This is a genomic window from Parapedobacter pyrenivorans (genome assembly GCF_014636865.1).
GTDB lineage: Bacteria > Bacteroidota > Bacteroidia > Sphingobacteriales > Sphingobacteriaceae > Parapedobacter > Parapedobacter pyrenivorans.
The window spans coordinates 175,861-184,281 of the sequence record NZ_BMER01000002.1 but is presented as its reverse complement, the minus strand read 5'-3'; the positions used below and the strand labels follow the sequence as shown (position 1 = coordinate 184,281).

At 53.9% G+C, this 8,421-nt stretch carries 7 protein-coding genes; 6 read left to right on the top strand and 1 reads right to left on the bottom strand.

What is annotated here, in order from left to right:
- From IEV98_RS24350 to IEV98_RS12600, 4 genes are all read left to right on the top strand, one after another.
- Positions 1-1,886 (top strand): MBG domain-containing protein (locus tag IEV98_RS24350; RefSeq protein WP_194444870.1); only part of this gene is annotated, 1,886 nt, incomplete at its 5' end.
- Between the two features lie 63 nt (positions 1,887-1,949).
- Positions 1,950-2,843, top strand: a complete 894-nt coding sequence (locus tag IEV98_RS12610; protein WP_188506364.1) for a PorP/SprF family type IX secretion system membrane protein — start codon at positions 1,950-1,952, stop codon at positions 2,841-2,843.
- Between the two features lie 416 nt (positions 2,844-3,259).
- A complete protein-coding gene (locus tag IEV98_RS12605; protein WP_188506363.1) occupies positions 3,260-4,153 on the top strand; it encodes a CPBP family intramembrane glutamic endopeptidase in 894 nt (297 codons plus the stop codon).
- A gap of 45 nt (positions 4,154-4,198) precedes the next feature.
- On the top strand, positions 4,199-4,735 hold the full coding sequence (locus IEV98_RS12600) for a YceI family protein (RefSeq protein ID WP_188506362.1): 537 nt from the start codon (positions 4,199-4,201) through the stop codon (positions 4,733-4,735).
- Positions 4,736-4,773: 38 nt separating this feature from the next.
- Here IEV98_RS12600 and IEV98_RS12595 read toward each other — a convergent pair whose 3' ends face one another.
- Positions 4,774-5,538 (bottom strand): SDR family NAD(P)-dependent oxidoreductase, encoded by a 765-nt coding sequence (locus tag IEV98_RS12595; RefSeq protein WP_188506361.1) that lies wholly within the window; start codon positions 5,536-5,538, stop codon positions 4,774-4,776.
- A gap of 300 nt (positions 5,539-5,838) precedes the next feature.
- On the opposite strand from IEV98_RS12595, the gene IEV98_RS12590 reads away from it, so the two are divergent.
- A complete protein-coding gene (locus IEV98_RS12590; protein ID WP_188506360.1) occupies positions 5,839-6,726 on the top strand; it encodes an AraC family transcriptional regulator in 888 nt (295 codons plus the stop codon).
- 134 nt (positions 6,727-6,860) lie between these two features.
- On the top strand, positions 6,861-8,354 hold the full coding sequence (locus tag IEV98_RS12585; protein WP_188506359.1) for a M81 family metallopeptidase: 1,494 nt from the start codon (positions 6,861-6,863) through the stop codon (positions 8,352-8,354).
- Positions 8,355-8,421: the final 67 nt, after the last annotated feature.

Genomic DNA, 8,421 nt, shown 5'->3' with positions numbered 1-8,421 from the left:
CCTTTGAGGCCACGGGCTTTGAACTAAGCGATGATGAATCGATCCTGACGGGCGCATTGGAGCGTGCCCCGGGTGAAGACGTGGGTTCGTATGCGATTACGCAGGGCACGGTGGATGCAGGGGGTAACTATACGATAGCCTACACGGGAGCAGACTTTGCAATTACCCCGGCTACGTTGACGATCACGTCAAACCCCGAGCAAGGCAAGGTGTATGGTTCGGCTGATCCGGTGTTAACCTTTGAGGCCACGGGTTTTGCACTAAGCGATGACGAATCGATCCTGACGGGCGCATTGGAGCGTGCCCCGGGTGAAGACGTGGGTTCGTATGCGATTACGCAGGGCACATTGGATGCAGGGGATAACTACACGATAGCGTATACTGCTGCGGACTTTGTGATTACCCCGGCGACGCTGACAATCATTGCCGATGCGGGGCAGGGCAAGATTTACGGCTCGGGCGATCCGGCGCTGACCTTTGAGGCCACGGGCTTTGAACTAAGCGATGATGAATCGATCCTGACGGGCGCATTGGAGCGTGCCCCCGGTGAAGATGTGGGTTCGTATGCGATTACGCAGGGCACGGTGGATGCAGGGGCTAACTATACGATAGTCTACACGGGAGCAGACTTTGCCATCACACCGCTTGGGGTGACGGTAACTGCGGATAATCAGACTAAGATACTCGGCCGGACAGACCCGGAATTGACCTACACGGTGTCCCCGGCACTGGTAGCGGGCGACGGTTTCACGGGCACGCTGACGCGTGAACCTGGTGAGGCTGTAGGTAGCTATAACATCAGGCGGGGCACACTGGACTTGAGCGACAACTACGAATTGTCCTTCAACGGCGCGGAGCTGGAGATCACGGCCTCGGTTGCCCCAGAGGTCACCCTGCCGGACGGCAGCTTTATATACGACGGAACGGCCAAATCCTTGACGATTGTAGGGATGCTGCCGGAGGGCGCATCGGTAAGTTATGCGAATAACAGCCGCACGGATGCGGGCAGCCAGATAGTGACGGCCACGATCGATGGCGGCGGTAACTACGAAGACCTGATGCTGACGGCCACGCTGCGGATCACGCCTGGGATGCGGACACTGGCCTTCCCGGTACTGGCGGAGAAGACCTACGGTGATGACGGTTTCAGCGGGGGTGCCAGTACCAGCAGCGGGGAGGAAATCACCTACACGAGCAGCAACGCGGCGGTAGCGGAGATCACGGCAGACGGGATGATCCGCATCACGGGCGCGGGCGAAACAGCCATCACGGCCACGGTGCCGGTTAACGGGAACTATGCGAATCGCCCGGAGATCACCCAGGCATTGGTTGTGCGCAAGGCCAGCCAGACGATCATGTTCAACGCCCCCGCGGAAGTGAACCGGGATGCGGGCACGGTGCAGCTGGACGTAACGGCCTCAAGCGGGCTGCCGGTGAGCCTGGCAATCGACGACGAACAGGTGGCCACACCCAGCGGCACGGCACTCAACGTACTCCGGCTGGGCACGGTGACGATCACGGCCGCGCAGGCGGGCGACGGCAACCATGAAGCGGCCGAACCGGTGACGGTGACACTGCGGGTGGTCGACCCATCCTCGGATTTCCCGGTGCGGGTGCACCAGGCGGTATCGCCGAACGGCGACGGCATCAACGAGTTCCTGATCATCGAGGGTATCCGGGATTACCGGGGTAACCGGGTGAGCGTGATCAACCGCAACGGCACGGTGGTGTGGGAGGCCAGCGGCTACGACAACGACCGGGTGGCATTCCGCGGCGTCGGCAGCGGACAGCAGCAGCTTCCTGCGGGGACGTACTTCTACATCGTGGAACTCGGTACGGGCAGCGGTACGGAATACCGGAAGGGTTACTTCGTGCTGCGGTATTAGCGGATGGTACATCGTGGTGAGTAGATAGTACTTAGATATTAGACATTAGACAACAGACAAGAGATGAGACGGAATCTAATCATACTGGCTGCATTGATGGGATCTGTGGCTACGGCACATGGCCAGCAGCCGCTTACGCACACGCAGCACGGGCAGCTGCGTACGGTGATCAACCCGGCGGCGAGCCTGATGAGCCGGAAAGGTGAGGTGTCGGTGATCGGCCGGCGGCAGTGGGTGGGGATGGACGGTGCACCCACGGTATTCTGGGGCAGCGGCCACGTGGGCTTCGAAAGCTTCGGTGCGACGGCTGGGCTGAACATCCGCCACGAGAGCCTGGCGGTGGAGAAACTGACCGAAGCCTCGGCATTCTTCGCCAAGAGCGTGCGGATATCGGAGACGGAATACGTGGGGCTTTCGCTGAATGCGGGGGTGAGCTACCTGGACGGCAGGTTCTCGCAGCTGGACCCGATGGATCCGGCCTTCCGCGAGGATGTGAAGGAGACGGACGCGCTGGTGGGCTTCGGGGTGCTGCTGTACCGTCCGGAGCGTTACTATGTGGGGCTGTCGCTTCCGCGGCTGATGCTGGGCAGCCTGGGCGTGGCCAGCGACAGCCGGTACAACTTCCGCAACCTGTACCACCTGACGGCCGGTGCGCTGTTCGACATGGGCGCGGACTTCCAGTTCCGGCCGAGCGTGCTGGTGACGTATGCGGAGAGCCTGCGGCCGCAGGCGGAGGCCTCGGCGCTGGTATTCATCAAGCGGACGTTCGGCATCGGGGCGAACGTGCGGAGCTACGGGGAGTTTGCGGGGATGGCGCAGTTCCACTTCGGGGGCTTCGGATTGGGCTACAGCTACCAGTTCAACCCGGGCAATGAGCCGCTGAACCGGCGCATCGGCAACACCACCCACGAGATTGGCCTCAGCTATCGCTTTGGGGGGGTGATTGGGCTATTATAGCATACTTCAAATTCCCGCTCGCTTTCCTTGTTTGTGCCGTCGTTCGGGGATGTGACGTTTGTGCGCGATGCGGAAAAACTACGCCGACGGGTATGGGATCTGTGCTTGGCACCGGGCGATCGTGTAGTGCTGTGGGGCTGCGTGAATGGGTGACGGTGTGCTGAACAATGTGGCGCAGTACCCCACGTGGTCCGGTCAGGACCGGTGGAGCAAGCTGGCAATTGGAGCTCACTTATGCATCATCGTTTTGTGGATAATGCGGCGTACCGGCAGGCATTGGCGATGCTGGAGCGCAACATGATGAGCGACTCGGAAGTTTAGTTGCATGTTAAGCTGATGTTTTTTATCTTGCAAAACAAAGCTAATCAGTGCCATCAATAAAAACCCAGCAACAAAACCATGAGAAATTCCACTTTATGAGAAGCATAGTTCGACGTTTTAGGGAAGACTTCGGGAAATTTCTGAGAAACCCCCAGGAAATTGTGGACGGTCCTGAAAATGGGGCTTTTCGCTCCTGGATGGTGGTTTTGGCTATCAATCTCGCCTTTGCCGCCTTGATTATTATTCCGCTGGCCTTGCTCATTGACCAGCACGTGCTGCCCATAAAGGGCGGCCCGCTAACCGCGAAAATGCCACTCTGGTTTCTGGTCATCGTTGTCTTAATTGTAGTTCCTATCGTCGAGGAAATGCTTTTTCGCTATCCGTTGAAATTTGCGCGTAACCGGGCGCTGAAAATAGCTGTTTACGGTTCCAGTGTGATCTTTGCGCTGGTTCACATGAGCAATTACGACAACCGCGAAATATTGTTTTACCTGCTTGCCCCGGTTATCGTCGGCTCTCAGCTCGTTGGTGGATTCCTGATGGCCTACCTTCGTTTGAAGCACGGCTTACGGTGGTCCATACTGATGCACGCGGTATTCAACGCGGTGATTATTGTTCCAATAACCCTCTCCATACATGGAAAAATAGTCATTGACGCCCATTCGCCGCAATATTCATTGGTCGTAACCCAGTACGCCTTTTCGGAGCGCCCCGAACACATTCGGATTTTCAGGCAGGAGACGGGTATCGATACGGTGCATGTGCGCCAGGCGAATCTGCAGCACATCGTCGATCTGATCGGAACACCTAATGGCTGGTACGTCGACGATGCGTTGGTAGATATCGACTTTAAAGCCACATCACCGATATCGCCCGACAGCCTGATCAGCCTATTGGGGCAGCGATTCCGGATGATTCCCCAAATCGTTCCGAATGGTTTGGACACGCTTACTGGGGGCGGGAATAGTAAAAATAAAGCGGCCGAATAATTTGCCGTTTAGCTACATTTGTTTTCACTAAATATCGTGAAGAAGATGAAAAAGAAAATCCTGTATTCCGGTGCAATCTGTTTATTGCTGCTTTCGGCATTTACCTCGGCCTATTTCGTTGGGTGGCAGGTAAAGGAAGACGACTACGCGGTGAAGTTCAGTACCAAAGGAGCCTCGGGCACACTAAAGGGCCTGAAAGGGACCATCGAGTTTGATAGCTTAAACCTGGCGGATTCCAAATTTGACGTCACCGTGGATGTAAATACGATCAGCACCGGCATGGGTCTCAAAAATAGGCACGCGCTGGCGGCGGATTTTCTCGATGCGGAAAGGTATCCCACCATCCGCTTCGCCTCCCATACGGTTACACCTATGGAAAATGGTTTTGTGGCCAATGGCAACCTAACCATCAAGGACGTTACCCGGAAGATTGCGATCCCGTTTGCTTTTGATGGATCGGGGGATGAGGGGGTATTCCGCGGTCAGTTCGAATTGAACAGAGGCGATTACAACCTGGAGAAAAAACGCATTGGCGAAGTCATCGCGGTAGAGTTGGTTGTGCCTGTTGTTAAACAGCAATAGCTGCTGCATACCGGACGGAGCGCGGCATTTGAAGCCCGTTAATGCATCATCCACCCACCATCCACATTGAGCGTCTGGCCGGTTATGAAATCACTATCGGACGACGCTAAAAATACAAAGGCACCATCCAGATCGTCGATAAGTTGGCGCCTGGGTATGGATTGTAGGGTTTTAAGTTCCGCTTCGGCTTCGTCTTGCGCGGCCTCGGAACCCACCTTGGCTAATTCTGTTTCGGTTTTGACGGCGCCGGGGGTGATGCAGTTTACGGTGATGTTGTCGCCGCCGATTTCGCGGGCAAGCGCTCGTGTAAAGCCGATGATCGCACCTTTTGATGCAACGTAATGCACATAGTTGGTTTTGCCGAACCAATACGTCACCGACGATACGTTGATGATTTTGCCGTATTGCTGCCTTTGCATATAGGGATAGACGGCTTTGCAGCACACAAACTGCGACCGGACGTTGTTGGCCATGACCCGGTCCCAATCGGCAACCGAAATTTCATTCCACTTTTGCCGGGGATCGATGGCTGCATTGTTGACCAGGATATCGATGGTGCCGAAGCGCGCAACGGTGGCCTCCACCATGGCCTGTACCTCCTGTTCGCTGGCTACATCGGCACCATAGGCCATCGCATCGCCACCGTTTTCGATGATTTCGGCAACGACGGCTTCGGCTAGCTTTTTGTTCGAGAGGTAATTGACGACCACTTTAGCGCCTTCGCGGGCAAACCGGAGCGCAATCCCTTTCCCAATCGATTGGGACGCACCGGTAATGATGGCAACCTTGCTTGCGAGTTTCATATGTTAATCTTCGATTTTATTGTTGGCCATAAAGGTAGTAGGAAATTTTTCGTCGTCCTATCGTGGTTTTGGCGGAAAATGTCAGTGGATTAACAGGCTGATAACCCTCAATATACTGAATGTTAATCGGATTATACTTTTTGTTAATACGGAAATGCCTTTTATTCGTATCTTACCGTACTTTTGTTAGTATCGGAGTCCACCGAATGGTTGATTCTGATACTAACCATCCAGTAGCTGGGCTGAGAGAGAAACCAAATGATGAAGCTGGTCAACTAATTGTTGTTAAATGCGATAGCCATGAAGGTCATAGAAACCGAAATCACACCTTTTGTAACGGGTCCGGTGCATTTAGATATGCGTGAAGATGCTTACCTGTCTTCGCCCTACCATGCCAAACCGGCCTACCACAAACATCCCGAACTGCAACTCACATTAATTCTGGAAGGCCATGGCAAGCGAATTATTGGAAGTGAAGTGACCGATTTCAAATCGGGTGATATGGTATTCATCGGTTCCAACGTGCCCCATGTATGGCTGAGCGATCCGGTCTATTTTGAGAAAGACTCCAAACTGAAATCAAAGGTGATCACCGTTTACATCAGCCCTGCGGTGTTTCAGAACATCTTCGAACTCGTTGAACAAAATGACGACCTGAAGCGCATGGTTGGCGAAGCTTCAAAGGGAATCAATATCTACGGCAAGACCCGCAGTATCATCGCTGAGAAATTAATCGTACTCTCTTCGAAAACCGGATTTGAAAAAGTGGTGGGGCTTCTGCAGGTGATGAGTATCATCACCCGCTCGTCAGAAAAACGGCTGATCATGGATCAGCAGCCTACGGAAAGCGCGCCGTATCCCGACAGGTTGGTGCAGGTGCTGAAGTTTATGAAGGATAACTTACACCGGCAAATCACCTTGGACGAAGTAACTGAGATTGCCTGCATGACGAAACCGTCGTTTTGCCGGTACTTCAAGTCACGGACACAGAAGAAATTTTCGCAGTACCTGGAAGAAATCCGGATCAACGAAGCATGCAGATTATTGATCGAAACCGACTATCCGATCGCAGAGGTAGCTCACCTTTGCGGCTATAATTCCGATTCGCATTTCTGTAAGGTGTTTAAAGAACACATGGGAAAAAGCCCATTCCGCTTCCGAAGTGAAGTGCCAACCCATAGTTGCTGAAACCAAGCCGAAACCTGTGCCTGCAGGATTGCGTAGTGCACCACCAATGTTGGTCGTATCATGTGGGTAAACGCATTACATTTAAGGATAAAACAACCGTAAACATCGCGACGCGTATTGGCGACATTTGTAACATGCTTTCAAAAAAGTCGTACCGGGTAGCCCTGATGGGCATATATCATGAATCCAATACGTTCATCGATCGGAAAACGACGATCAACGATTTTGAAAACAGTCATTTGCTCCGCGGTGAGCAGGTGATGGAAGAATACAAAGACGCGCATCACGAAATTGGTGGCATGCTGGCGGTGATGGAGGAACATGGAGTTGCGGTAATTCCGGTCCTATTTGCGGAAGCTACACCGGGTGGTAGGGTTACGGCGTCTGCTTACGGTATCCTGGTAGATGAACTGGCCGAAAGACTCAAAGCGATATTGCCTGTAGACGGGTGCTTGGTGGTGCCGCACGGTGCGGGGGTTGCGGAAAACCAGCCCGACATGGACGGGCACTGGTTGAGCAGGGTGCGGGAACTCGTAGGTGCGGATGTGCCCATCATCGGAACGCTGGATCCCCATGCAAATGTAAGCTCGGCAATGATTACTGCTACCGACGCGCTGGTGTCATATAAGACAAACCCTCATATCGATCAGTATGAAACCGGCAGGGCGGCGGGAGAATTGCTCATCCAAACCCTTAAGGGAATCTACAAACCGGTTCAATACCTGGTTAAGCCACCCGTGACGATCAGTATTGAGCAACAACAAACGGCGCACTACCCGTGTAAGATGCTATATGAAGCGGCAAATGCTGTGGTTAGACCCGGGGAGGTGCTTTCAATCAGTATCCTACTGGGATTCCCCTATGCTGACGTGCCGGAAATGGGTACATCATTCTTAGTGGTAACCAACAACGACCGGTACGCCGGAGAGGAGGTTGCGCATCAGCTGGCGGCTGTGTTGACCGCGAACAGGCATGCATTTGTGGGTGTGCTGGAAACACTCGAGATACAGCGCATGAAAATCGATTCGGCTCCCAAGCCGGTACTGTGGCTCGATATGGGCGATAACGTAGGCGGTGGTGCGGAGGGCGATAGCGTGGTGCTGTTAAAACAGCTTGAGCAACAGCCGGGCTTGCGGGGCTTTACGTGCGTGTATGACCCCGAGTCGGTAGCCGTGGGCTGGCGGGTTGGGGTAGGGGATTGTATCCAATTGGCATTAGGAAACGATTATCAGTTGGGTCTCCGCAACCAGCCTTATCACGTGGAGGCTACCGTGTTGGCCAAAGTGGATGGTAAGTTTGAGGAACATGCACCGCGACATGGGGGGCAGGTACGCTTTAATATGGGCGATACGTTGTTGGTTGAGACCCGTGCCGGGAATGTCATGATGATCCATACATTGCGCGTGCCACCCTTTAGCCTTAGTCAATTAACTACGTTTGGCATTGATCCGGCAGCCTTTGACGTACTCATCGCCAAAGGCGTGAACGCCCCGATTGCTGCTTACGGCCCGGTGTGCAAAACGGTGCTGCAAGCGAATACGCCGGGGGCAACGCAAGCCGACATGACCGGACTGGATTTCCGGTTTCGCAGAAGACCATTGTTTCCATTTGATCACATCATCTCTTAAATGAAACCATCATGATTTATTCAACCACACAGATGGATGAATAAATCTGATCGCTTCATCACCATTA

What these genes read in the sequence shown, in the direction of transcription:
- IEV98_RS12610 (WP_188506364.1), top strand. Translation starts at nt 1,950, where the DNA reads ATGAGACGGAATCTAATCATACTGGCTGCATTGATGGGATCTGTGGCT.
- IEV98_RS12595 (WP_188506361.1), bottom strand. Translation starts at nt 5,538, where the DNA reads ATGAAACTCGCAAGCAAGGTTGCCATCATTACCGGTGCGTCCCAATCG.
- IEV98_RS12590 (WP_188506360.1), top strand. Translation starts at nt 5,839, where the DNA reads ATGAAGGTCATAGAAACCGAAATCACACCTTTTGTAACGGGTCCGGTG.
- IEV98_RS12585 (WP_188506359.1), top strand. Translation starts at nt 6,861, where the DNA reads ATGCTTTCAAAAAAGTCGTACCGGGTAGCCCTGATGGGCATATATCAT.
- IEV98_RS12605 (WP_188506363.1), top strand. Translation starts at nt 3,260, where the DNA reads ATGAGAAGCATAGTTCGACGTTTTAGGGAAGACTTCGGGAAATTTCTG.
- IEV98_RS12600 (WP_188506362.1), top strand. Translation starts at nt 4,199, where the DNA reads ATGAAAAAGAAAATCCTGTATTCCGGTGCAATCTGTTTATTGCTGCTT.